A 24,448-nucleotide genomic window follows, 5' to 3' on the forward strand; every position below is an offset into this window, starting at 1 on the left:
AAGTCTTTGTCAAGGAAGATTCCTTTGTATGCCGCAAATAAACTGTGAAATTCTCTTGCCAAAATAGGCAGAACGAATTAGGATTGTATTATTGTCGATATTTATTCATTATATCATAACTGTGCTTAGAAAATAAAAAAAGAATTAGAGGTCTGTCTTATGTCCAATCCAGATTATCCAAACATTTTTGATGCCCATGCCCATATTTTTCCGCAAAAAGTAGCTCCCAGGGCAGTCGATTCCATCTTGTCCTTCTACGACGAACTTATTCAAGATATGGAGCCTGGAAAAGGAACCGCCTCCGATCTGATCGCTTCCGGCGCAGGCATCGGGATCAACCGCTTTTTGATTTCCTCCACCGCTACGAGAACAGAACAAGTCGAGTCAATCAACGATTTCATTGCCGGTGTTTGCACCGATTCGCGGTTCGTCGGCTTCGGCACCATGCATCCTGAATTTCCTAATCCTCAACTGGAAATCGAGCGGGTACTTTCACTCGGTTTAAAAGGTTTAAAGCTTCACCCGGATTTTCAGGAATATAACATTGACGATCCATCTTTATTTCCTATATACGAGGCAGCAGAAGGCAAATTGCCTATCCTTTTTCATGTCGGAGATACGCGCACGGATTACTCCAATCCGCACAGACTTGCCCACATTCTGAAAATGTTTCCCGATTTGGTGGTCATTGCAGCCCATCTGGGCGGCTGGAGTCTGTGGGATGATTTTGACCACAGCCTGTTTGAGCAAAATGTCTACATCGACACGTCCAGCTCTCTGATGTTAATAGAAAAAGAAACAGCTGTTGATATTATTCGCTCCCATGGCATTGATAAAGTACTGTTTGGCACGGATTACCCAATGTGGTCACCCGAAGCCGAACTTGAGCGTTTCCTATCACTTGGCCTGACGAAAGAGGAAAACCAGAAAATCCTCTGGGAAAACGGCAGAAAACTGTTTGGCCTGCAGCCGTAAACCCTACAATACTATGAAATCAAGCTGCATCTAGTCTTCTTCAGACACTCATTTCCGTCTCCAGATTCAGCAGCCGGGAGGATTCCTTCGCAAACCAGCGAATGCTGTAGGTGACAACAGACAATTCAATCAGCGCATGATAGTAAAAGCTTGTCGAGGGTGTATTCTCCTGCCATTCATTCAGAATAGCGTGCAGTTTGCTCCAGACACGCAATTCGGGAAACTGAGCTGCCTCTTCCCCCTTGACTTTTTTCTGAAGCTGCAGATTGTAGCTTGTCGCACTGAACATCACATTGTGCAGCATTTCAAAAACATGTTCAAATTCAGGACTCACCGCCGGATCATTGGCTTCCTCCCGGCGGGTTTTTCGTTCTGCGGCAAGAAAAAGCAAGTCCTGTGATCTTTGCCAGAGGCCCCGGCTGTAATTTAAATATTCCTTATATAATGGTTTACGGGCCTTGGGATCTTTCTTGTTTTTACCGAACCACAAGACGTTCCACTCTTTGCGGTATAAATCATACAAATTCTCAGCTTCCTGAAACAAGCTGTTGAATTCCGCTTTATTTTTACGCATTTCTTCTTCCGGAGCCAGATTCAGGTACAGATACCGGTTCACTGCATCGACAAACATCCGGACAGCAAAATTATTTAGTTCAATCAATTTATCCTCAAGCACTTTTTGGTAACGCGGAGGTGCGATCGTCAAATTGATCACATTTGCAGTCACCATACCAATCAGGATAGCCAGTGACCGTGAAACCGCGTGGGACAAAAACTGCTCCTGCGGTGAAGCCAGGATAAAAATGGCTGAGATCACTGCAAGAACGATCTGATTCGGCACTTTGATCACTTTGGTGAAAATAATAATCAGGATAATCGTTGCAAGTGCCATACTCAGAAACTGCAGCGGTATGGCCAGTCCGATCGCCACAGCCACAATAATTGCAATGATGTTTACTATAATTTCTTCCAGCGCATTTCGAAAACTTCTGCCGAGAGATTGCTGCATACAGACCACTGCCGATGTCGCAGCAAACAAAGACGGCTCAATATCCAAAAGGATACAGATATAAACACTGACCGCCACAGCGAGACCTGTCTTTAACGTCCTGGCTCCGATATTCATTCCACAGCTCCTTAAGGTTTATTCTTTATGTTTATTGTCTTATGATAACACAACCCATCCCGAATAATAAACCCGCACTCCAAACACTTCTTTTTTCTCTGAAGCATACAGTATGAAAAAGGAAGTGTGTTTCTTGAAAATTCATGTTGTGAGCTCAGGACAGAGCATCTATTCCATTGCTCGCAAATACGGGGTCTCACCCCAGAAAATGATTGCAGATAATGAACTGACCAATCCAAGCCAGCTAGTTGTCGGGCAGACGCTGGTCATTCTGGAAAGTAGCGGAACACATACTGTTGCCGCCGGTGAGTCGCTTTATCTGATTGCCCAAAAACACGGAGTAACTGTGAATGCTTTACTCGCCGCCAATCCTCGGATAACAGATCCGAGCCGTATCTATGCTGGTCAGACTATTGCCATTCCGGCAGCGGCTGCCAGCTATGGAACGATAGAAGTGAACGGGTATGCCTTTCCGAATATTAACAGAGACATTCTCCGAAAAAGTCTTCGCCATCTTACATATCTTAGTATCTTCAGTTATCAGGTCAACGCGGATGGCACCCTGAATACGATTCCGGATGAACCGCTGATTCAGGCAGCGAGAGAAGCCCGGACAGCTCCGCTAATGGTCATCACGAATATCCAGCAGGGCGGAAGCTTCAACAGTACGCTGGCCAGATCCATCCTGACGAACCAGACTGCTCAGAATACTTTAATCAGTCAGGTTATCAGAACGCTGAGAGAAAAAAACTATTACGGCCTCGATATTGATTTTGAATATATCTATCCATCCGACCGGGAAAACTATAACAACTTTCTCCGAAGGATCGTTAATACGCTCCGCCCTTTAGGCTATCCTGTGACGACAGCTCTCGCTCCTAAGCTGACTGCCGATCAAAAAGGTCTGCTATACGAAGCCCATGACTATCCTGTTCACGGGGCTCTGGCCAACCACGTCATCCTAATGACCTATGAATGGGGTTACACCTACAGCCCACCCAAAGCAGTCGCTCCTGTAAATGAAGTGCGCAAAGTATTGACCTATGCGGTGTCGGCTATTCCGAGACAGAAAATCTTTATGGGTATCCCCAATTATGGCTATGACTGGACCCTTCCATACGTTTCCGGTACTGCCGCCAGAACAGTCTCCAACAGCGGGGCGGTAGATCTGGCCAGAACTGAAAAGACAGCAATCCAGTATGATTCAACAGCGCAGTCTCCGTATTTCACCTACTACGACGATGCCGGCAAAAAGCACGAAGTATGGTTTGAAGATGCCCGAAGCATCTATGCCAAACTGACCCTGGCCAAAGAATTTCGGGTTGGGGGCATAAGCTATTGGACGATTGGAAGATATTTTCCCCAGAACTGGCTTGTTTTGAGGTCTTTATACAGTATAAAGAAACTGCTTTAAAATTTTATGGTATAAGACTTGTTCACTCCTCAAACAATATACTGAAACAAATTCTTTTCAAGTGCAGACCAAAGGAGGAACAGTATTCATGAAACACAATCCGGATGACCGCAGAGATAATGTCGACAGAATCCAAAAAAATATTAATCACACGATCCAAAATATGGAGCTTGCTGATGAAATGATTGCGAAAACTGATGATCCTAAAAGTAAGAAAGATTTGAAAGGAAAGAATGAACGGAGGCATGATGCGCTAAACGGAATGAGGGCGGAAATCCGGGACGAAGCCCTGGATAAAAAAAGAGAGTATGAATAGATCCAAAAAATAGCAGCCAGGCAACAGCCTGGCTTTGTTTTTGAATTAGACCTGTTAAATTTGTTCTATTTATTGATAACCCCATATCAATGATAGCAATCCCAAAAATTACTTGCTATAATTTAGAGTGCATATTGACTAGTACCTTGGTACTGGCATTGAATGGGGGTAATCCGAAAAATGAGTGCAATAAAAGTAATGGTCGTTGACGACTCTCTGTTTTCAAGAACACTCATTGTGGAAATACTTCGCGACAGCGGCTTGGAAGTTGTTGGCGAAGCTGATTCCTACGACAGCTTAATCGAAACATATGACAGGTGCAAACCCGATATCGTAACTATGGATATTGTTATGCCGGATATGGACGGATTTGAGTGCAGCCGTGCCCTTTTTGTAAAAGACCCTAATGCAAAGATTATTCTTGTCAGCTCGATGAAAGATGAAGAATCGGAAGCTGAAGCGCGCCGCATCGGGATTTCCGGATACATTCAAAAACCTGTTGACAGCGACTACCTGGTCCAGATGATCAACAACGTTATAGCACCGGATATTCATTATGACCATCTACTCGCCTATGGTCTGGAAACCTTTAAGGAATCTCTAACCCAGAATATTGCCCGGATGACCAAATCACCCGTTTCTTTTGCTTCATACGAAAATTTTGGAGACCATTACTTATCCCAGGGAATTACAGCTGTTATCGGGCTGATCGGCCGCCACTCCGGATCTATGATCTTAGATATGTCGATGGAGACAGCGGAAAGAATTGTTGAGATGCTTCTGAAACGCGCTCATAGAAACCGCGAAGAGGTATTGGCTATGGTTGCCGAATTGGCCAATATTATTGCCGGAGTTGCCTGCTCGATGCTGAATAAGTCCGATAAAACTTATAGTCTGAGCGTTTCTCCACCCAGTCTCTTTTACGGTACCGGGACCGAAATTATGAGTCCGAATCTTAAAATGGATGCCGTGACAGCAGAAACCAACTTCGGGAATATTTTCCTGGGTGTTGGTTTTAAGAAGGGGTCGAGTATATGGATGTAAGTATCATTAATCCTCTTCTGACTGCTTTTACAGAAGTTCTGCCGCAGCTCGGCTTCCAGTCGGTCGAACGGCGCAAGGTGTCCAAAATAGAAGCGGCCTTTCAGTACAACGGTATTCTTCTGAATATCTCACTTTTCGGAACAGTGAAAGGCGCGATCCTATTCGGGATGGATATTGAAGCTGCCAAAAAGTTTGCCTCGAAAATGATGATGGGTATGCCGGTGGCTGAACTGGATGCTATGGCCAGAAGTGCAATTTCTGAAATGGGAAATATGGTCTGTGCTAATACGTGCACGCAGTTCACAAAAATTGGTATCACTGATCTGGATATCTCGCCTCCGACCCTTATGATCAGTGAGAACGGTGAGGCGACCCTACCCGTGCCGAAATCGATTGTCGTAAATTTCCTGATTGATGATATTGAACTGAGTGCCTATGTAAGTCTGATGAATAAATAAAGGGGGAACAAGAAAATGGGTCTTTGTTTGACCACGGTCAACGTTAACAACCTGGAGGAATCTTTAAAATTTTATCAGGAAGTTGTTGGATTGCCCTTGGTTCAAAGACTCCATCCAGACCCGAGCACTGAGATTTGCTTTTCACGTTTCTCTTTATCCTTGATCCCAATGGTTTAAAAATTCAGTTTGTAGAGAATCACTAGGATACAATACACAAAAGCCTTAGACATTTGTCTAAGGCTTTAACTTTCTTTGGTTGCGGGGGCCGGATTTGAACCGACGACCTTCGGGTTATGAGCCCGACGAGCTACCACTGCTCCACCCCGCGATGTTAAATTAACGTTCCAGCTCGATATCTCCAATTATAGAATGGTGGGCAGGGATGGATTCGAACCACCGTACCTTTCGGAACAGATTTACAGTCTGCCGCCTTTAACCACTCGGCCACCTACCCATTTCAATTGGAGCCGACGATGGGACTCGAACCCGCAACCTGCTGATTACAAATCAGCTGCTCTACCAATTGAGCTACATCGGCATTGGACACCAACGTATTGTATCAAAGATTACGGCCACTTGTCAACAATAAAAGTCATTTTTTTTCTGGAAGAATTTGCAAAACAGAGTGGTCTGATTTTATTCATATTGTATGGAATTTTAGGCCCCTCTGTGCTCCAGATACCTTTCCAACTTTCGCTTGACCCGCTGCAGTGCATTGTCAATGGATTTGACATGCCTGTCGAGATCAACGGCAATCTCCTGATAAGATTTGCCTTCAAGATAGGACATCAGCACTTCCCATTCGAGCGAACTTAAAATTTCGCCCATCTTTTCTTCAATATCGTCAAATTCTTCCCTGCTGATGATCAGTTCCTCGGGATCCGTGATCTTATTTCCAGAAATAACATCCAAGAGCGTCCTGTCGGAATCCTCATCGTAAATAGGTTTGTTCAGCGATACGTACGAATTGAGCGGAATATGCTTTTGTCTGGTAGCCGTCTTGATCGCTGTAATAATCTGCCGAGTTATGCATAACTCGGCAAATGTTCTGAAAGAGGAGAGCTTGTCCCCACGAAAGTCACGAATTGCTTTATACAGTCCAATCATGCCTTCTTGAATGATATCTTCCCTATCCGCACCGATCAAGAAATACGATCTGGCTTTTGCTCTGACAAAATTCTTGTACTTATTGATCAAGTACTCCTGAGCTTCTGCGTCACCGATCTTTGCTAACTCAACTAGTTCTTCATCCGCTATGTATTCATTAGCCTCGAATTCTTCTGGAATCTCTGTCTGGATACCGTAAGTCAAGTCCATCCCTCCCGAAACCGATTCACGAAGGTAACGCTGAAGCCTCCATTATATGCTTATAACAAAATAATTATACCTGAAATGCACAAATAGCGTCAAGATGAAGATTGGCGGGATATGGCAGATTAAGTCTGATTTCTCTGTCTCCGTACCTCATACATGATGATGGATCCGGCTACGCTGGCATTCAAAGATGAAATTCTGCCATACATTGGCAAGGATATAATTTCATCGCAGGTTTCCCGGATCAGTCTCCCGAGTCCCTTATCCTCTCCGCCAATGACGATGACCCTTGGCCCTTTCAGTTCCGCCTGATAGATATCTTTGCCGCCTGCTTCCGCACCGGATACCCAGCAGCCCTCTTCTTTGAGATATTTAAGTGTCTGGACAAGGTTGCTTACCCTGGCCACAGGCACATATTCCACAGCTCCGGCCGACGTTCTGCCGACAGCTGGCGTGAGTGCGGCACTTCTTCTTTTGGGAATGATCACCCCATGAACACCCGCTGCATCGGCAGTTCGAAGAAGAGCCCCTAAATTATGCGGATCCTCGATCTCATCCAGAACAAGGATAAATGGATCTTCCCCTGTGTGCCTTGCTATCTCCAAAATATCGGATGGTTCTGCATATTCTTTGGCAGCAGCAAATGCCACCACTCCCTGATGCTTTTCTCCGGCAGTATATTTGTCCAGGACAGTATTCTCCACAAATTGGTACGGTATGCCGTGCGCTTTAAGTAGATGCAGTATGTCCGAATTTCTTCCCTGCCCCTTTTCATTTTTGATCAGCACTTTATTCACCGGATTCCCGGATTTGATCAGTTCGGTCACAGCGTTGCGCCCGCACACAATATTTTCTTCCAATGCCGGTTTCCCCTTCCGAAAGTTTATCGTAGCATACTAACCTTTAAAATTTGTATATTACGACGTTCACTTTCTTACATATTTTACAACACTGTACTGAATGTCATTATAAGTTTGCAATTCACCTTCAGACTCAACTTTCCAGTTGTCATCTTCATCGACATTCCTAAGATGCTTATCCGCAGGGAATGTGTGCCTGATTTTTGTTACATACAGTTCATTCAGATAGGGCATGAGCAGCTGAAAAAGTGATTCTCCGCCAATCACACAGATATCGTCCGAAGGGTATTCTTTCAGCTCCTGAAGCAGGTCCTCCAGAGAATGACAGATAATAAATCTTTCATCCTGAAAATCCCTGTTTGTGCTCAGGACAATATTCGTTCTGTCCTTCAAGGGCTCTTTTCCCGGCAATGATTCATAGGTTCCTCTGCCCATGACCACGACCTTGCCAACAGTCATCTGCTTAAAAAACTTCATATCTTCCGGAATTTTCAGCAGCAGGTCGCCTTTATAGCCAATGCCCCAGTTTTGATCTACCGAAACGATTGCTTTCATTCATTAGCCCCCTAAAAAATTTTCAGAACAACGCGGCAAATCCTCTGAAGATAATAAAATGCTGCATGTAGTGCGCAGCCGTTACTTTTGCCTGTAATAGAACAGATCTCTTACTTCCTGCTGTTTGCCGCAGGTCATCTTCCCTTCATGGCATTTGCTGACCAGACAGGGCGGCAGTGCTTTTTCATAGAGTACACCGGAGAATTCTCTGAGGATCTTCAGTTTCTTGACTGCGAGCTTTCTGATTTCCCACTGGGCGTTTAGGCAGGTCCTTTCTGAGAGCATCTGATTGTCTATCCTCGCATTTGTGGACATAATCATTTTTAAAAGCTGGCAGTTCAGGATAAACGGCATAGCTTTGCCCAGCCCCAATTTTTGATAAATCTCCCTGGAAAATGTCCGATAGGCTTCCGTCAGATTTAAGAACTCCTCCAAAAACGGAGAATTGCGAATGCTATCCGGAACGATTACCGGTCTTTCTGTGTCGCTGAAAAGGTTACTGAAGTCTTCCCGGAACATTTCCGGCAGACGATGACGGACCTGCTGGTGATACGTCACCAAGGAACACATCATCCCAAAAGTGGTCCGGACCTGTTCGGCAATACTTTCATGACCGTAACCAAGTACTCTCCGAACAATTTCTTTCGCCTTGACCGGGGCTTCCTCCCCCCAGGATAGCAAAACCTCGGAAGACGCCCTGCTTTGGGTGCTGGCGAGAGCTCCCAGGCCAGCCTTAATATCCGGGTCCTGACAACTGGACAATAAGATAAGGTCATCTTCGGGACTGATTTTCGCCAAATCTGTCTGATAGAAGTCCTCAATGATTGCCAATTCTGCCGTACTATCATAGTCGCGAGGGAACAGTGCGCATAATTCAACCGGAAGAAAGGCTTCCAGCTCATTTTTCAGGGTCTCGAATATCCCTTCATATTTCCTGTCATTGAATAAAAGAAAGAGATCCCACAGCTTGTCTCCGGACATCGAAACGGAGAGATTCGTCTTTGCCGAGAGCGGCAGGATATAGCGGGCATCTTCAATCGGAATTGTGTAAAGGTAATGCTCCGGCTTAGGTCTCCCTTTAAACCCGCCTTCCTTCAGCGTACACATTTTTGCATACAGATTCAAAGCCTGCTGCCCGAGTTCCTCGGCTCTGCGGCTATCTTCAGGCGGCAGGTCCGGGAAAGCAAAAGCGTCCTGATCAAGCGCCACATATCTTTGACTTTGTTGGACATAGGATGCTTTCAGCTCGCAGAGCAGCATACTCTGGACCCGGTTAATGCCGTCAGCAACAAAGAAAATGTTAATTGTTTTCAGAACTTCCTTCAGCTCCGTGCAAGATATCTCGCTTAAGTGGTTCCGTCTAATCCAAGCTGCAATCCGGTCCAGTCCGGTATGTTCAAAGTTTGTGATCTTCATGTTTCGACTCCCCCCGTTTTCCGGTTTCTTCGGGTAAAGTACCTCTTTCTGTTTTCTTGCTATTTTCTGTCGCCATTGTCTCAAGAATCCCGTCTATGTTGTTTAGAACCGCGCCCATCCGAGTATTTTTGCCAGTAATATGCCAGTAGCCGATAAGCGCTTCGAATGCTGTAGAATGCCTGTAGGTGACAACATCAACACTACGTGGATAGTGGCCCTTCGCATTCCGACCCCTCAGAACAACCTCTGTTTCCGTTTCATCCAGTTCGTTCATGAGATGCCTCAGAATACCTGCTTGTGTTTTGGCCTGTACATAGAAAATAGCCCGCTTATGCATGAGTTGTACCTTGGCAATGTCCTGTTCCAAAAGGTGCTTGCGCACCCATAATTCATAAACGGCGTCACCTATATAGGCGAGCAGCAGAATATTAATATCCTGCCACCTTTTATTGATTTGTACCGCCCAAATATCCGGCATACCGTTATCCTGTTCAGGTTCGTTTTGCTTAGGCAAATGCGATCATCCTTTAACTATTTCAAATACCAACGAGCACCCTCAGGGGTATCTTCAATCACAATCCCGATTTCTTTAATCCTGTCCCTGATGAGATCCGCAGTCGTCCAGTCTTTGTTCCTACGGGCATTAGCTCTGATCTCCATCACAAGCTCCATGACCTGGGCCAGTTTCCCGGAATCTTCCTGCAACATTTCAGCCTCGGCTTCCAGATCAAATCCTAGTATCCCAGCCAGCTCTATCAAAGTTTGTGCTGCTTCAGTCAGAGATTCCGTCTCTATAGAACCTTTGGCAAGGTACGTATTGATTCCTTTGGCTAGCTCAAATAAGGCTGCATAAGCCTGGGCCGAATTAAAATCATCGTCCATAGCCTGTTCGAAAGCATTCCTGGCCTCCAGGCAGGCCTGAGCCATTTCATTATCCGTCTTCAGGTCCCGGTTCACAGCAATGATACCGAACGTCATACCCTCTTTACCCTGTGCTTTGCCCAAGGCCTCTTTGGCCAGACGCACGCTGTTTTTCAGGCGGTCCAGTCCTTTTGAGGCCATGACCAGCTTCTCATCATCGAAATCCAGCGGACTGCGGTAGTGTGTTCCGAGCAGATAAAAACGGATAACATCTCCCGGGAATTTTCCGGTAACATCTCTGACCAAAAAGAAATTCCCCAGCGATTTGGACATTTTCTCCTGATTAATGGTAATAAACGCATTATGCATCCAGTACCGCGCAAACTGCTGGCCCTCCAGACAGCCCTCGGACTGCGCAATTTCATTCTCATGATGCGGAAAAACCAGGTCGCCTCCGCCCCCATGAATATCAAACCCAGGACCGAGGTATTTCAAGGACATCGCTGAACATTCAATATGCCAGCCGGGCCTTCCTTTACCCCAAGGACTTTCCCAGAAAGGTTCTCCCGCTTTGGCTTTTTTCCATAGCGCAAAATCCATCGGGTTATGCTTCTTGTCATCCACCTCTACACGCGCTCCGGCCTGCATATCTTCAAGGGTCCGGCCGGACAGCTTGCCGTATCCCGGGAATTTGTCAACAGCGAAATAGACATCCCCGTCAATATTATAGGCTAAGCCCTTTTCCTCCAACCTGCGGATAATGTCAATCATCTCCGGGATATGTTCCGTGGCTTTCGGGTGGATATCGGCAGGAAGAATATTCAAAGCCTTGGCATCCGTAAAGTACTCATTAATATATTTGCCGGCCAGCGCTATCGGATCGCAGCCCTCTTCAGCAGCCCGGTTGATAATTTTATCATCCACGTCGGTGAAATTTTGGACATACGTAACGACAAATCCTTTATGGATCAGGTAGCGCCTGACCATATCAAATACTACCAGCATCCGGGCATTTCCCAAATGAAAATAATTATACGTCGTAGGGCCGCAGGCGTACATTGAAGCCTTTCCCGGTTCTCTCGGAACAAACGCTTCTTTGCGGCGTGTAAGTGTATTATATAGTCTAATCGCCATCACGATTTCCTCCTTGTACTTACTTCGAGAAAGCAGCCGTTTTCTCCAATCGCCCGTAAATATTTTCTTTGCCGAGCAGTTCCATGATCCGGTCGAGATCCGGGCCATGCATCTGCCCCGTAAGCGCAATCCTAACCGGCATAAATACATCCTTGCCTTTCAGGTTAAGTTCTTTGGTGATCTCTTTTAATATGCTCTTGGCTGCCGGTGCGTCGAGCAGCGCGGCTTCCCGGACCTTGGCTGCAAAAAGCTGCAGCACTGCCGGTACGGTATCTGCCTTCATAATCGCTTCAGCTTCCTCCGTCAGCACATCAATTTCTGTTCCAATAAAATAATGAATATAGGACTTAACCTCGCTTAAGCAGTTGATTTTTTCCTTTACGGCGTCAATAAAGCCGGTCACCCACTGCTGTTCGGCCAAAGAAAGCTCATTCGGAAAAAGTCCTTTTTCTCTCAAAAACGGCAGCACCAACCGGGCAAGGTCTGCCGAAGCAGTCTGTTTCAGGTAGTGCGCATTAATGTAGTTCAGTTTATTCAAATCAAAAACTGCCGGGCTCTTTGATACTTTTTCCAATGAAAATTCTTTCTTGAGTTCTTCGATCGTAAAAAATTCCTGCTCACCGGAAGGCGACCAGCCTAAAAGCGCGATAAAGTTCACGACGGCCTCCGGCAAATACCCTTTATGGAAATAATCCATGACAGCAGTATCCCCGTCCCGTTTGCTCATCTTCCGCCCTTCAGTATTCAAAATCAAGGAGATATGGGCAAAATCCGGTACTTTCATTCCAAGGGCCTCATAAATTAAGACCTGACGCGGCGTATTGGATAGATGTTCTTCTCCTCTAACAACATGCGTGATGCCCATCAGGACATCGTCGATGACCACGGCATAATTGTATGTTGGGATTCCATCTGATTTGACAATGATATAATCCCCGATTCCATTACTTTCAAAAACGACTTTCCCTCTGACCAGGTCATTGATCACGATATCCTGGCCTTCCGGCACTCGGAAGCGGACAACAGGTTTCCTTCCTTCCGCTTCATAAGCCTGGCGCTGTTCTGCGGTCAGCGTCCGGCATTTTCCGAGATAGCGCGGGGTCTCCCCACGGGCACTCAGCTCCTGACGCTCCTGTTCCAGTTCTTCTTCCGAACAGTAGCACAGGTAAGCATGTCCGCTCTGAAGAAGCTTATCCGTGTATTCACGGTATGTATCGAGCCTTTCCGTCTGCCTGTAAGGGCCGGAATCTCCACCGGCGTCTATCCCCTCGTCCCAGGTGATCCCCAGCCAGTGCAGCGCGTTCATGATATCCTGTTCCGATTCCCGGCTCGACCGTTCCAGGTCGGTATCCTCTATCCTAAAGACAAAGGTCCCACCTTTGCCTCCTGTAAACAAATAATTAAAAAGAGCTGACCTTGCTCCTCCGATATGCAGGGGCCCGGTCGGGCTTGGAGCAAACCTTACTTTCACCGTCATAATCGACATAACCTCATTTCTACTTCGTACTGCTTGTCTTCATCAAGTATTAATAAAATACAAGATATTAAAAAAATAAAAATAATAGCGTTTAATATTATATCAGGTCATACAGGCAAAAGACAAACGATTGCCTGGGAACTGATTCCTTCTTCTCTGCCCTCGAAGCCCAGGTACTCCGTCGTCGTTGCTTTGATCGATATACAGTCCGGACTTGCGTTCAGAATCTCAGCAAGATTCTTTCTCATCTGCGCGATATAAGGCAATACTTTCGGTTTTTGAGCAACAATAATACTATCCAGATTCCCAAGCCTGTAGCCTTCGCCTTGCGCAAGCTTTACAACTTCAGCCAGTAATGCCAGACTGGAAATGCCTTTGTACCGGGCATCGCTGTCGGGAAAATGTTTGCCGATATCACCAAGCGCACAAGCCCCGAGAATCGCATCCATTACGGCATGCGTCAGAACATCTGCATCAGAATGCCCCAAAAGTCCTTTGTCATGGGGAATTTCTACTCCGCCCAGAATCAACGTCCGTCCCTTAACCAGTGCATGGACATCGTAGCCCAGTCCCATCTTCATTTGAGGCACCTCTCTTCTTCTGTGCAGGATGGACTCCGCCCAAAGCATATCTTCAGGCGTGGTCACTTTGATATTCTCGTAATTGCCTTCAACAACCCTGACCGGTAAGCCCTGCCACTCAAACAGAGAAGCATCGTCCGTGGCCAGGTACTGCTGTTCAAAGGCAAGTTTGTGTACTTTTTCTAAAAGGTTCCGATTAAAAATCTGCGGTGTCTGAATCGCCCGGAGCTGTTCCCGCGGGGGTGTTTCCATAACTTGGCCCTGAGTATCCACCTTTTTCACAGTATCTTTCAAAGGTACAGCCATGACAGCCGCTTCAGAGTCAGCCGTTTTTTCAAGAAAACGGTTCAGATCATCCAGTGTTAATAAGGGGCGGGCACCGTCATGGACGATCACGCTGTCCACTTCAGGACTTAAGGACTGAAGCGCCCGGTAAACGGATTCCTGCCTTTCGGCACCTCCCTCAACCACTACCGTCACCTTTTTTAGGCTGTATTCTTCCACCAATTTTTTAATTGTCAAAATATCTACCTTTGCCGCAGGAATAATGATTTCTTTAATTAGCGGACAAAGTTCCAGCGTTTTTAGAGTAAAAACAAGGATAGGGGTCCCGGCAAGTTCAAGCAGAAGCTTGTTGCCTTGATCCCCCATCCTTTTTCCCCGCCCGGCGGCAGGTACAATAGCCGCAATATTAGCCGAATGCATTAAACTCATGGGAAAACTCCTCAGATGATTTTTCCTGCATCCCTTTGGGTTTAGCAAAGATCATCCTACCCGCGGCAGTTTGCAGAACAGTCGTAACCAGCACGGTGGTCTGTTGCCCAATGTACCTGCGTCCTCCGTCAACGACAACCATCGTTCCGTCATCCAGATAAGCTACGCCCTGTCCAGCCTCTTTTCCTTCCTTCATAATCTGAATATACATCTCTTCGCCCGGAAGGACAACTGGTTTCACAGCATTGGCCAATTCATTGATATTTAAGACTTTTATCCCCTGAAGCTCGGCCACTTTGTTAAGGTTATAATCATTGGTCAATATCGGTGCGTCCAGAATATTCGCCAGCTTGACAAGTTTACTGTCCACTTCAGCGATGTCTTCAAAATCACCTTCGTAGATCTCAACCTTGATGACCGATTCCTTGGAAATCTGATTCAAGATATCAAGCCCTCTCCGACCCCGGTTTCTTTTCAGGGCGTCTGAAGAATCGGCAATATGTCTGAGCTCTTCCAGAACAAAACCAGGAACCAGAAGAACCCCATCTAAAAAGCTCGTTTTGACAATATCCGCAATTCTGCCGTCAATAATCACACTGGTATCAAGCACTTTATAGCCTGCAGCAGCGGATTGCTTCCCCTGCCCTTTATCCTTATTCTTTTCTCTTTCAGCCCGTTCCCCTTTCAGTTTGGGCAAAAAGTTGAAAAATCCAAGAATATCATCCTTGCGCGTGATCCCAATAATCAAGCCGACGTAGCCAAGTAACAAGCTGACGACGACCGACAGAATTGGGCCGAGAAACGGAATACCCACAAAAGTAATGCAAATCAGGCGGGCAATCAGCAAACCCACAATACCCCCAAGTGAACCTCCGACCAGATCGTGAATCGGCATGCGGGTAAGTCTGCTTTCCAGCCATTTGACAAGGCCAATAAAGACTTTCATACATACAGGGGCGAGAAAGAAACCAAAAGCAGATAACACAATAAAAATAATAATATAAGTCCAGTATAAGTGAATCTCAAAACCTAATGTCTGACTAAGCTGACGAATATCGACAACCTTTAATATCAAGTAATCTACGTAAATTCCTGCTGCACCGAACAGCAGCGTAATGATGCCGCGAACAATTTTGCTAAGCATCAAATTCACCTCCCTTTTTCTATATTTTGGCTAAAAACAATTCTGTTTATACCATGAGCCTGAAATTTTCCTAATCTGTCCCCTATGAAATTGTTTAGCGGTATTTTCCCCTGTATCTCATCATTATATCAGGTTGTATTTCTCTTTCAAAGTAAACGACAAATTATTTCAATATATCTTAATTCAAGAAATATTTCCCGATTTGATGAAATTGACAACAGCTTCTGATGCTGTCTATAATGAAATTGGCAGAAAGGAAGTGTATGTTCTATGAGTCCAATCAATAATGATTTTCAAGAAACGGTTGATGCTATGCTAATTCGACACCAAAGCATCTTGGATATTTTATCAAAAGGACAAGAGGCTTCTTCCCGGGTAAACAGGGCTATCACGAAGGCTGTGACTTCTTGCGGCTGTGTCTCAGTGGATGCCCACAAGAGCCCAATTCCAGAAAATGCTACTATCTCAGATCTTAAGTTTCTCCTGAACAGTCATCTGGAAGGAAACCTTTGTTCCAACTGCCGTGAAGTTGTCGAAATCGAACTGGGAAATCAGCTTTTTTACATCTCAGCTCTTGCCAATATTCTGGGCTTGTCTGTAAACGAAATCCTGGAAAAAGAAGAAAGCAGACTCAAAACACTAACCGTTTTTAATTTTAGATAGCTGAGCTTAAAAGAAGATTAAAGAATGCGGAGATATTTTCTTTCATTTTGTATATTTGTATATCAGTTACTAATGTTTACATATCAGTGATGCCTTGGAATGACTGCCGCGGATGTCTTTTGACATCCTTTTTTATTTTGGTATCAAAATCATCTAAAAAAGAAAATCCAGCACTTCCTCAATGTTTTTAACCGGAATGATCCGGCAATCGGTCCTCCCGATACTGTCTGCATTGACTTCTGGTACCAGGCAATTTCGGAAACCAAATTTTTCCGCTTCTCTGATCCGCTGCTCAATATGAGAAACCCCTCTAATTTCTCCGGTCAAACCGAGTTCCCCGATTAAAGCCATATTTCCAAGCGGCTGATCTTTAATTCCCGACATCACAGAGGCGATGACGGCAAGATCCGCTGCCGGTTCATCCACATCGAGACCCCCGGCAATATTGACAAAAACATCCCGGGTGCCAAAAGCGTACCCGGCTCGTTTGTCCAGGACTGCCAGAAGCATCAGCAGGCGGTGGTAATCCATCCCGTTTACGGTTCTTCTCGGCGGCGCAAAGATGGACGATGTTACCAAAGCCTGGACTTCCACTAAGAGCGGCCTTGTTCCTTCCATCACGACAGCCACCCCGGAACCAGCGGATACTTGTGTATGATCGCCCATAAAAAACATGGAGGGATTTGTAACATCAGCTAGACCGCAGCCTCTCATCTCAAATACCCCAATTTCGTTGGCAGGACCAAAACGGTTTTTAACTGCCCGCAGCAGACGGAAAATATGGTGCTGATCTCCTTCAAAATACAGGACCGTATCGACCATGTGCTCCAGAACCCTGGGTCCGGCAATCACACCCTCCTTTGTAATATGGCCGGCCAGGAAAACCGTAATCTCATTTTCTTTGGCCAGTTTCAGCAAAAAAGAAGCCCCTTCCCTGACCTGGCTGACGCTTCCGGGTGCAGACTGGACGTCTTCGAGCAGCATCGTCTGAATTGAATCAATAAAAACGACTTTATAGCCTTTGTTCAGCACCTCCGAACGTACTGCTTCCAGGGAATTATCGGTGAGTATATGTACCCGGGAAGAAGAAAGCTCCATTCTGTCAGCCCTGAGTTTGATTTGCCGGGCAGACTCCTCTCCCGACACATAAAGCACATTTTCCTTCCGGGAAAGATATTCTGCCATTTGCAGAAACAGCGTAGATTTGCCGATTCCAGGCTCTCCGCTTAAAAGAACAAAAGATCCTTCGACAACCCCTCCCCCAAAAACCCGGTTAAGTTCCTGACTTCCGGTATCAAGTCTCTGCCCTTCCATCGTTTGGATTTCAGTCAGAGGGATCGCCTGAACGATCCCTCTGTTTTCTGTAGGTTTGGATTTTTCTACGCGTTCCTCAATCAGTGTATTCCATTCACCGCATCCGGGACACCTTCCGAGCCATCTCGCGCTTTCCTGCCCGCATTCCCGGCAATAGAACTTCGTCTTTGGGCCTGCCAAAATTCCTTCCCCCTTAGACCTTTTCCAGTTTCTTTCTGCCCTTTTTCTTGACGGCAGCGGGTTTCACAAAAACGACTTCTTTGTCGGAAAGTTCGACCTTAATCGTATCGCCTGCGTTATAAGTTCCTTCAAGAATCTTTTCAGACAGGGGATCCTCAATCATTTTTTGGATGGCCCTCCGTAAAGGACGCGCCCCATAAGTCGGATCATTACCCTCTTCTGCCAGATGCTCCAGAACCTCATCATCCAGGACCAGTTCAAGTTCCTGCTCTTTTAGTCGTTTGCTGACATCCTTGATCAGGATTTTGGTAATCTTCACAAGATCGTCTTGCTTGAGCGGATGGAATACCACCATTTCATCCACTCTGTTCAAAAATTCCGGACGAAAAGTCTTCTTAAGTTCCTCCATGATCCTGGAACTCATGGATTTATATTCGCTTTCTTCGCTTCTTCCGGAGACAAAACCCAGAGATTCTTTTTTTAGGAAAGAAGCTCCGACGTTGGACGTCATAATCAATACGCAGTTGCGAAAATCCACAAGCCTTCCCTTAGAGTCCGTGAGCCTGCCGTCTTCCAGTACCTGCAGCAGAATATTAAACACTTCAGGATGGGCCTTCTCTATTTCGTCAAACAGAATGACGCTGTATGGTTTCCTGCGGACCGCCTCCGTAAGCTGACCACCTTCATCATGACCGACATATCCCGGAGGCGAACCTACCATCCTGGATACGGCATGCTTTTCCATATATTCGGACATATCAACTCTGATCAGCGAATTTTCATCCCCAAACAGAGATTCAGCCAAGGACCTCGCCAGCTGGGTTTTTCCGACTCCTGTCGGTCCGAGGAAGATAAACGAACCAATGGGCCGCTTAGGGTCTTTGAGTCCCGCCCTGGCCCGTCTGATCGAACGGGCAACAGCCGTGACCGCCTCATCCTGTCCGATCACGCTCTCATGCAGAAGGGATTCCAGTTTCAAAAGTCTGAAGCTTTCTCCTTCTTCAAGTTTATTCACTGGGACTCCTGTCCAGCTCGATACGATTCCGGAGATATCCTCTGGCCCCACGACCATCCGGTCCTTTTCTCGGCTTTCCTCCCAGTTCTTACGAATCTCGCTGAGCTTTTCGCGTTTCTTTTGCTCTTCGTCTCTGATTTCGGCGGCTTTTTCGAATTCCTGCCTTTTTACGGCTGCTTCTTTTTCTTTCTTCAGATTTTCGATTTCTTCCTCCAGCTCTTTCAAATCCGACGGTGCCGTAAAACTGTGAATGCGAACTCTGGATGCAGCCTCATCAATTAAATCGATGGCTTTATCGGGCAAAAATCTGTCGGAAATATACCTGTCGGACAAGCGCGCTGCCACATCAATCGCCTCATCGGATATCTTCACCCTGTGATGGGCTTCATACTTGTCCCTTAAGCCCTTCAGAATGGCCACGGTTTCCTCAACTGTAGGCTCTCCTACCTTAATCGGTTGAAAACGTCTTTCCAAGGCTGGATCACGTTCAATATGCTTACGGTATTCATCGAGCGTCGTTGCTCCGATACATTGCATTTCTCCTCTGGCCAGGGCCGGTTTCAGAATATTGGCTGCGTCAATGGCTCCTTCGGCAGCCCCCGCTCCGATCAGGGTATGAAGTTCGTCGATGAAGACGACCACGTTGCCCGCCAGCCGGATTTCTTCCATGACTTTTTTCATTCTCTCTTCAAATTCACCACGATATTTTGTCCCTGCTACCATCGAAGAAAGATCGAGTGTCACAACCCGTTTATCGACAAGTATCTCCGGCACTTGGTTGTTAACAATCCTTTGGGCCAAACCCTCGGCGATGGCCGTTTTTCCGACCCCGGGTTCTCCAATCAATACAGGGTTATTCTTCGTCCGGCGGCTCAGTACCTGAATGACTCTTTCAATCTCATTTCCCCGGCCGACGACGGGGTCAAGCTTCCCTTCAGCGGCCATAACCGTCAAGTCCCGTCCGAACTCGTTTAAAGTCGGTGTTCCACCTGCCTGTCCGGGTTTGCTGTTATTCGCGGCGGAACTTCCGGGCATTGATGTGCCTTCGGTTTCTCCTCCCAGGAGCTCTACAACCTGCTCCCATATTTTTTCCGGACTGATCTTAAGATCCGCCAGGACTCTCGCAGCAATTCCTTCTCCCTCAATGATCAGGCCAAGCAGAATGTGCTCGGTTCCGATATAATTGACCCCCTGGCGTTGAGCCTCTTCGGTGGCAAGCTGAATCACGCGCTTCACTCGCGGAGACAATCCGACCTCTCCGCTGATAGGGGTTCCTACGCCAATGATCTGGGTAATCTTTGCGCTTACCTTGTCAGGATCCAATCCAATCCCGGTCAGCGCCTTCGCGGCAACTCCTTCTCCTTCTTCAATCAAAGCCAAAAGAAAATGCTCAGTCCCTATAATCTTATGGCCCATGCGTTTGGCAATCGCCTCAGCAAGCATAAATACTTTTTCTGCCTTTTGCGTAAATTTTCTTGACATTTTGATCCTTCCTTTCCAAACCTATCGGCGTTTAATTTACATTCTCGCTCATTTTGTGATGGTAGATTCCACGCACAAAATTAGCTCTTTCTGCGTTAATATGATAAGCATCCAGCTGCTTATTGAGATTATATTGCAGACATCCCTGCATTGAGTTGATCAAGACAGATACGAAACCTGCAGAAACTCTAGATAAAATGCCCATATCAATGCCCAACCGATCCTCCGATAGAAGTGAATAGATCTCTTCCGTTTCAAGGATCCTGACATTTTCCAAAGTCCCCCGGGCCCTCCATACTTTGTCTTCGACGATAAGCGGAGATTCTTTGCGAATAACTTCCCGCATCTGGACTTCCCGTTCTATCAGCTGCCGCGTCACCGCATCAAGATGCGTCAAGGTGTCCTCTTCACTCTTACCTAAAGTAACCTGGTTGGATATCTGAAAGATATTTCCGAAGGGCCTGGAGCCTTCACCGTACAGACCGCGTACTGCCAACCCAAGCGAAGTCAGGGCACCCAGAACCTGCTGGACCTGATTGGTCAGCACCAAGGCCGGTAAGTGAACCATCACGGATACTCTCAGGCCGGTTCCAACATTGGTGGGGCAAGTCGTCAAATAGCCAAGCTTTTCTTTATAAGCAATATCCAGATGCGCTTCCAGATGATCATCGACCAATCCTGCAAGATGCCAAGCTTCCCTGAGGCTGTTCCCCGGCATCAGCACCTGAATTCTCAGGTGATCTTCTTCATTGACCATGACTGCAATTTTATGGCTTTCGGACAAGGCCAGACCGCGTGCATATTCAGTCTCGTTAAAACCCGGGCTGACCAGATGCTTTTCAATCAGTACCTTCTTCTCCACCGGAATAAGCATTTTCAATGGAATATAAACAAGCTTTTCCCCTTCAGCGGTAAAACCGTCCAGAACGCCGGAAATCTGTGCTTCAATTTTTTCGGCATCATCATGGGTCATTACGTGAGGGAAAGGATTGTCCGCGATATTTCTGGCCAGTCTGATCCTGGAACTCAGTACAATCGGAATGTCCGGGGTATCCTTCATCCAGAAGCTGTCTTTGGCAAGCAGTTCCCGATAAGTCATTTGCTCTCACCTCCGACAGTATTCTCCATTTCTTTAATCCGGTCTCTTAATATAGCTGCCTCTTCAAACTTTTCTGCTTTTACTAGCTCCAAGAGTTGTTCTTTCAATTTGACTATTTCCTGTTTGTTTCGGAACGAAGCGCCTCGTCTTGCCGGCACCTTCCCGACATGCATCCCTCTTCCATGGATCCGGCGCAGGAGCATTTCCATTTGGGGCTCAAATTCATCGTAACATTTACTACAGCCCATTTTCCCGGCTTGCTGTATCTGGGAAAAAGTTCTTCCGCACCCGGGACATTTCCCGGGCTGGCTGTCTACGATCGTCTGATCATACTGTCCTGCCGGATTTACCCCAAATAATGCCTGTAAAAAATCCGATACCATGCCAGGGTAGAGATTGAAGCCGGTACCAGGCGCTTTCTGCGCACATTCCTGGCAAAGATGAAGCTGCGCCGCCTGTCCATTAATGATTTTGGTCAGATGAACCACAGCCTCCCGTTGTTGACAGTTCTGACAAAGCATTGCTATCCCTCCGATCAATCATTAACATCGTCCCTGCACATATTCGCCAGTATTTCTTTCATCATACGGGCCCTAAGCGTAGAAGGCAAATTCGTCACTCCAACCAAAAGCCGGTCGGAAAAAATCGTTTTTACCAGGATTGCTTCTCTTTTGGTGAACAGATCTTCTTCTCTGAGTCTGTCCACAAGATTGTTGGCCCGATCCTGGGAAAGGTCATCCCCAATGAGTTCCGACATGAGTCTCTGGAATTTACCCTCAGGATCAAGTCCCAGCCTAACAATCCTTAAATAACCGCCGCCGCCTCTTCTGCTTTCAACAAGATAGCCGCGTTCTGCGGTAAACCTCGTTGTAAGAACATAGTTAATCTGGGAAGGAGCACATGAAAAGAAATCAGCAAGATAACCTCTTTGCAGGACAATGTACCCAACTTCGGCCTGCTCTATAATCTTTTTGAGGTACTCCTCGATTCTGTCCGCCAAATTACTCATCGTCATCCATCCTTATTTTAATGTTGACCTTTGCTGACTTTATGACCTTTTTTGACCTTTGTAACTATTTTACCCCTTTTTGATGATTTTGAAAACTATTTTATTTAAAAAAACCTATCCGAAGATAGGTTTTTATGCTCGCTGACTACAAAAAATTCAACATTGCTGTACTTAACGAAAAGTCCTCAATCGCTGATAAAGAAATACCACAAACCGAAGGTGACCGCTGCAACAATCACAACAAAAATAACAAGCTTTAGTCCACCAAAGCCGCTTTTCTGTTCGAACTCAAAATCTAGGTCATCGTCATCGTCCGCACTCGGGTCATTTTTACTGTTCATGATATAACTATTTAAATCAGAAAAGCGGCTTCTTTCTTCCGCCCCTACTTCTGTTTCCTCCAGAGTGCCCGGTCTTTTCGGGATCATAGCGGTATCTTCTGCGTTGTAGGCTTCATCAGCTTTATTCAAATCATCCGCTGCCTCAGTATCAGCAAGCGGGCTGAAGCTGTTCGGACTTGTTTCCGCCGGATTTTTCATTTCGCTCATATGCTCTATTCCATTAAAATCATCTTCCAGGGAAGCCGCTTGGGAGATAAACAGTCTTTGCAGTTCATCCTGCCCCGAATTTTGATCACCAAGCAAAATCGTTCTGATCTCCTCATTGTCTTCATCCGAATCTCCGGCAAAAACAGGACCTGCTTCCGCTTGATCCTCTTCCGGAGACTTCCCGGCCGTCCGGCCATATTCTCCGTTGTTCTGGTCAAATTCCCCGGTGTTCTGGTCATACTCGTCAATATCACCGTCATTAATATCAGCCTCATCTTCAAGACTAAACTGCCTTCTGATGCTTTCCGCATTTTCTTCGGACAGTTTGGGCTCTATATCTTTCCAATACAAGCCTCCCTCCAACAACTGCCGGAGTTCCTCAGGATCAAGCCAAATCTCTTTTTTCTTATCATTTTTCATTCTTATATTTCCCCCACAGGTTGAAAATTCAGTCGATTAAAGTATTATTTAGTAGTTCTACAAAGAAATTATTTATCCTTCGTACCGTATTTCCCAATTTAGATAAAATTTGCATCTTCTCTTTTTCAGGATAAAATAGGATTAATAACTTTGATTAGAGAAAGAAGGAACCATATGCCGTCTCTTTATCCGGAATTTAAGTTTTGTCCCGTGTGTTCTGCCGCACTGGAGTATAAACTAATTGAAGACAAAAAGAGGCAAAGCTGCCCGGCCTGTGACTATATCCACTGGGGGGAATACTCCCTGGGCGTAGGCGGTCTTTTGCTTCAAGACGACAAAGTACTCCTCGTCCAAAGAGCGCATAACCCCGGTAAAGGAAGATGGACCATTCCCGGCGGCTATGTAGAACAGAATGAAAAAATTACCCAAGCGGTTGTCAGGGAAGTCCGTGAGGAAACCGGCATCCTGTCGAAGCCTGTAAGCATTCTGGCAGTCCGCGATTACCCTGAAGATATCCCGAACGTGAAACACAATATTTATATTGTCTTCTTTCTTCGCGGTCTGGGCGGTCAATTAAAACATGATCCGGTCGAGGTAATCCAGGCCGGTTTCTACTCGCTCGAAGATTGTCGTAATTTACCTATCGCCCCGATGAGTCTTGAAGTGATCACAAAAGCAATCGAACACACCGGAAAAGAAAATCCTTTCCCAGGACTAATTCACAAAGAAGGAGTCCCTGTATTTGGTGCGCTTTCCGAACTATTCACTTTAATCTAAAAATAATTAAATTTAGGGTTAACCGTGGTACTGATTATTAAGGGATATTTTACAATAAGTAAAATATCCCTCCCTGTCACAAACTATGATCATGCTAAAACGATATTTAATTTACGGGCTGATGGGCTGGAGCCTCGAAATAATCTGGACAGGACTTGATTCTCTTATTCACGGGGATTTTCGGCTAATGGGCTTTACCAACCTTTGGATGTTTTTTATATATGGTTCCGCTGCTATTCTTGAACCTTTACACGATTTAATTTCAGGATGGAGGTGGCCTTTGAGGGGACTCGTTTGGCTCACAGCAATCTGGGGGATAGAATATTTTAGCGGTCTGTTTCTACTTAAAATTCTGGGGGTCTATCCTTGGCGGTATACGGATCCGCTGGCGATAAACGGACTCATTACACTCAGCTATGCCCCGGTATGGTTTATCGGCGGCCTTCTCTTTGAGCGGGTTCACCGTAAACTTGATGCTTTCGTTATACTCACAAACAGATATTCAGAAAGGTAAACGGTAAACAAGCTCAAGGACATACCCATATAATGATG

25 protein-coding genes and 3 tRNA genes are annotated in these 24,448 nt (G+C 46.0%); 9 read left to right on the top strand and 19 right to left on the bottom strand.

Annotation, left to right across the window (positions count from 1 at the left end; all coding sequences use genetic code 11):
* Window positions 1–159 precede the first annotated feature (159 nt).
* Window positions 160–975: an amidohydrolase family protein gene (locus DHBDCA_RS09235; RefSeq protein WP_015043958.1), complete on the top strand. Its 816-nt coding sequence runs from the start codon at window positions 160–162 to the stop codon at window positions 973–975.
* Between the two features lie 40 nt (window positions 976–1,015).
* Here DHBDCA_RS09235 and DHBDCA_RS09240 read toward each other — a convergent pair whose 3' ends face one another.
* The gene (locus DHBDCA_RS09240) at window positions 1,016–2,101 is read right to left on the bottom strand and encodes an FUSC family protein (protein WP_015043959.1); all 1,086 of its coding nucleotides are present in this window, start codon (window positions 2,099–2,101) and stop codon (window positions 1,016–1,018) included.
* A 133-nt stretch (window positions 2,102–2,234) separates the two neighbouring features.
* Here DHBDCA_RS09240 and DHBDCA_RS09245 point away from each other — a divergent pair, with 133 nt between their 5' ends.
* From DHBDCA_RS09245 to DHBDCA_RS15005, 5 genes are all read left to right on the top strand, one after another.
* On the top strand, window positions 2,235–3,515 hold the full coding sequence (locus DHBDCA_RS09245; RefSeq protein ID WP_015043960.1) for a LysM peptidoglycan-binding domain-containing protein: 1,281 nt from the start codon (window positions 2,235–2,237) through the stop codon (window positions 3,513–3,515).
* Window positions 3,516–3,603: 88 nt separating this feature from the next.
* Window positions 3,604–3,831 carry a small acid-soluble spore protein Tlp gene (gene tlp, locus DHBDCA_RS09250; protein WP_015043961.1) on the top strand — a complete coding sequence of 76 codons (228 nt, stop codon included), beginning with the start codon at window positions 3,604–3,606 and terminating at the stop codon, window positions 3,829–3,831.
* Between the two features lie 180 nt (window positions 3,832–4,011).
* A complete protein-coding gene (locus DHBDCA_RS09255) occupies window positions 4,012–4,875 on the top strand; it encodes a response regulator (protein ID WP_021315207.1) in 864 nt (287 codons plus the stop codon).
* Complete coding sequence (locus DHBDCA_RS09260) at window positions 4,866–5,333, top strand: chemotaxis protein CheX (RefSeq protein ID WP_015043963.1); 468 nt, start codon at window positions 4,866–4,868, stop codon at window positions 5,331–5,333. Before DHBDCA_RS09255 ends, DHBDCA_RS09260 begins: the two co-directional genes overlap by 10 nt.
* Window positions 5,334–5,348: 15 nt before the next feature.
* Window positions 5,349–5,510: a VOC family protein gene (locus tag DHBDCA_RS15005; RefSeq protein WP_081580525.1), complete on the top strand. Its 162-nt coding sequence runs from the start codon at window positions 5,349–5,351 to the stop codon at window positions 5,508–5,510.
* Window positions 5,511–5,586: 76 nt separating this feature from the next.
* On the opposite strand, the gene DHBDCA_RS09265 is transcribed toward DHBDCA_RS15005, so the two are convergent.
* From DHBDCA_RS09265 to DHBDCA_RS09320, 12 genes are all read right to left on the bottom strand, one after another.
* Window positions 5,587–5,661 (bottom strand) — tRNA-Met (locus DHBDCA_RS09265).
* A 42-nt stretch (window positions 5,662–5,703) separates the two neighbouring features.
* A tRNA-Tyr gene (locus tag DHBDCA_RS09270) sits at window positions 5,704–5,787 on the bottom strand.
* 8 nt (window positions 5,788–5,795) lie between these two features.
* Window positions 5,796–5,871, bottom strand: a tRNA-Thr gene (locus DHBDCA_RS09275).
* 119 nt (window positions 5,872–5,990) lie between these two features.
* Window positions 5,991–6,644, bottom strand: a complete 654-nt coding sequence (gene sigH / locus DHBDCA_RS09280; protein WP_015043964.1) for an RNA polymerase sporulation sigma factor SigH — start codon at window positions 6,642–6,644, stop codon at window positions 5,991–5,993.
* A 125-nt stretch (window positions 6,645–6,769) separates the two neighbouring features.
* Entirely contained in the window at window positions 6,770–7,507 is a 738-nt protein-coding gene (gene rlmB, locus DHBDCA_RS09285; RefSeq protein WP_015043965.1) for a 23S rRNA (guanosine(2251)-2'-O)-methyltransferase RlmB, read from the bottom strand.
* Between the two features lie 66 nt (window positions 7,508–7,573).
* Window positions 7,574–8,062, bottom strand: a complete 489-nt coding sequence (locus DHBDCA_RS09290) for a dihydrofolate reductase (protein WP_015043966.1) — start codon at window positions 8,060–8,062, stop codon at window positions 7,574–7,576.
* An 81-nt stretch (window positions 8,063–8,143) separates the two neighbouring features.
* Window positions 8,144–9,478, bottom strand: a complete 1,335-nt coding sequence (locus DHBDCA_RS09295) for an FAD-dependent thymidylate synthase (RefSeq protein ID WP_015043967.1) — start codon at window positions 9,476–9,478, stop codon at window positions 8,144–8,146.
* Window positions 9,459–9,992 (bottom strand): Mini-ribonuclease 3, encoded by a 534-nt coding sequence (locus DHBDCA_RS09300; protein ID WP_015043968.1) that lies wholly within the window; start codon window positions 9,990–9,992, stop codon window positions 9,459–9,461. The genes DHBDCA_RS09295 and DHBDCA_RS09300 overlap by 20 nt, the downstream gene beginning before the upstream one ends.
* A 17-nt stretch (window positions 9,993–10,009) precedes the next feature.
* The gene (gene cysS / locus DHBDCA_RS09305) at window positions 10,010–11,473 is read right to left on the bottom strand and encodes a cysteine--tRNA ligase (protein WP_015043969.1); all 1,464 of its coding nucleotides are present in this window, start codon (window positions 11,471–11,473) and stop codon (window positions 10,010–10,012) included.
* A gap of 19 nt (window positions 11,474–11,492) precedes the next feature.
* Window positions 11,493–12,950 (bottom strand): glutamate--tRNA ligase, encoded by a 1,458-nt coding sequence (gene gltX, locus DHBDCA_RS09310; protein ID WP_015043970.1) that lies wholly within the window; start codon window positions 12,948–12,950, stop codon window positions 11,493–11,495.
* Window positions 12,951–13,057: 107 nt separating this feature from the next.
* On the bottom strand, window positions 13,058–14,245 hold the full coding sequence (ispD, locus tag DHBDCA_RS15920; protein WP_015043971.1) for a 2-C-methyl-D-erythritol 4-phosphate cytidylyltransferase: 1,188 nt from the start codon (window positions 14,243–14,245) through the stop codon (window positions 13,058–13,060).
* Complete coding sequence (locus DHBDCA_RS09320) at window positions 14,223–15,389, bottom strand: PIN/TRAM domain-containing protein (protein WP_015043972.1); 1,167 nt, start codon at window positions 15,387–15,389, stop codon at window positions 14,223–14,225. Before DHBDCA_RS09320 ends, ispD begins: the two co-directional genes overlap by 23 nt.
* A gap of 270 nt (window positions 15,390–15,659) precedes the next feature.
* Between DHBDCA_RS09320 and DHBDCA_RS09325 the strand changes: the two genes are divergently transcribed.
* Window positions 15,660–16,052, top strand: coding sequence for a hypothetical protein (locus DHBDCA_RS09325; RefSeq protein ID WP_015043974.1), 393 nt, complete (start codon window positions 15,660–15,662; stop codon window positions 16,050–16,052).
* A gap of 153 nt (window positions 16,053–16,205) precedes the next feature.
* On the opposite strand, the gene radA is transcribed toward DHBDCA_RS09325, so the two are convergent.
* From radA to DHBDCA_RS09355, 6 genes are all read right to left on the bottom strand, one after another.
* On the bottom strand, window positions 16,206–17,546 hold the full coding sequence (radA, locus tag DHBDCA_RS09330; protein WP_015043975.1) for a DNA repair protein RadA: 1,341 nt from the start codon (window positions 17,544–17,546) through the stop codon (window positions 16,206–16,208).
* Between the two features lie 13 nt (window positions 17,547–17,559).
* Complete coding sequence (locus tag DHBDCA_RS09335) at window positions 17,560–20,043, bottom strand: ATP-dependent Clp protease ATP-binding subunit (RefSeq protein ID WP_015043976.1); 2,484 nt, start codon at window positions 20,041–20,043, stop codon at window positions 17,560–17,562.
* 31 nt (window positions 20,044–20,074) lie between these two features.
* Window positions 20,075–21,142 (bottom strand): protein arginine kinase, encoded by a 1,068-nt coding sequence (locus tag DHBDCA_RS09340; RefSeq protein WP_015043977.1) that lies wholly within the window; start codon window positions 21,140–21,142, stop codon window positions 20,075–20,077.
* Entirely contained in the window at window positions 21,139–21,663 is a 525-nt protein-coding gene (locus DHBDCA_RS09345) for a protein-arginine kinase activator protein McsA (RefSeq protein WP_015043978.1), read from the bottom strand. Before DHBDCA_RS09345 ends, DHBDCA_RS09340 begins: the two co-directional genes overlap by 4 nt.
* A gap of 14 nt (window positions 21,664–21,677) precedes the next feature.
* Window positions 21,678–22,151, bottom strand: coding sequence for a CtsR family transcriptional regulator (locus DHBDCA_RS09350; RefSeq protein WP_015043979.1), 474 nt, complete (start codon window positions 22,149–22,151; stop codon window positions 21,678–21,680).
* 185 nt (window positions 22,152–22,336) lie between these two features.
* Window positions 22,337–23,119, bottom strand: a complete 783-nt coding sequence (locus tag DHBDCA_RS09355; protein ID WP_015043980.1) for a hypothetical protein — start codon at window positions 23,117–23,119, stop codon at window positions 22,337–22,339.
* Window positions 23,120–23,293: 174 nt separating this feature from the next.
* On the opposite strand from DHBDCA_RS09355, the gene DHBDCA_RS09360 reads away from it, so the two are divergent.
* Together DHBDCA_RS09360 and DHBDCA_RS09365 are read left to right on the top strand one after the other, a co-directional pair.
* The gene (locus DHBDCA_RS09360) at window positions 23,294–23,896 is read left to right on the top strand and encodes an NUDIX hydrolase (protein ID WP_015043981.1); all 603 of its coding nucleotides are present in this window, start codon (window positions 23,294–23,296) and stop codon (window positions 23,894–23,896) included.
* A 91-nt stretch (window positions 23,897–23,987) separates the two neighbouring features.
* A complete protein-coding gene (locus tag DHBDCA_RS09365) occupies window positions 23,988–24,410 on the top strand; it encodes a putative ABC transporter permease (protein ID WP_034378231.1) in 423 nt (140 codons plus the stop codon).
* Window positions 24,411–24,448: the final 38 nt, after the last annotated feature.

Origin of the sequence: Dehalobacter sp. DCA (genome assembly GCF_000305775.1) — a bacterium.
Taxonomy (GTDB): Bacteria; Bacillota; Desulfitobacteriia; order Desulfitobacteriales; family Syntrophobotulaceae; genus Dehalobacter; species Dehalobacter alkaniphilus.